We start from the raw sequence: 583 nt of genomic DNA on the forward strand, positions 1-583 counted from the left end.
GGAGATAGGTGATACGCCGCCGCGTGACCTTGTGACGATGTCACCTCCTCCTCAAGTCGTATCGGCAGGAGCCAGCGTGAACCTAGCCCCTACGCCCGTGCTTATTGACACTCAAGCGTTAAACTTGCCTTCAAAAACGGTAACAGTGTCGCTGACCTTGCCTCAAGCGACTCAGCGCGCGTTAACGGCGTTAGAGTCTCAATATCAAAGTACGCTTAGTGACGCGGCCAACAAAGCGAAACTCAGCGAAACTCAGAGTGCGAAAGCGCTTCAAGACGCCTTAGATAGGAAGCCTATCGTCATTGAGCGCCCTGTGTTATCGGAGCCGCCCACGGCGCGTGAGCAAGTGGCGAAATTGCAGCTCAAAAGCATTGTTAAGGGCAAGCAACACAGCAGCGCCTGGTTTGAGCTCGGAGGGGAGCTTTTCCCTGTGAAAGAGGGGGCGTGGATACAAGATGTGAAAGTCCATCGCCTGACGAAAAATACCGTCGTTCTCCTTGATAAAAGCGGGCAAGAGCACGTGAAGTATGTGATCCAATCGCGCCCCGTGAGTGAGGAGGTCATCGATGAACGCTGAGCAAAT

The 583-nt window shown here is 53.7% G+C and carries 1 protein-coding gene; it reads left to right on the forward strand.

Annotation, left to right across the window (positions count from 1 at the left end):
* Nucleotides 1-577 (forward strand): hypothetical protein (locus A142_RS11440; RefSeq protein WP_019825267.1); only part of this gene is annotated, 577 nt, incomplete at its 5' end.
* Nucleotides 578-583: the final 6 nt, after the last annotated feature.

The organism is Vibrio splendidus 12E03 (assembly GCF_000272105.2).
GTDB classification, from domain to species: domain Bacteria; phylum Pseudomonadota; class Gammaproteobacteria; order Enterobacterales; family Vibrionaceae; genus Vibrio; species Vibrio splendidus_I.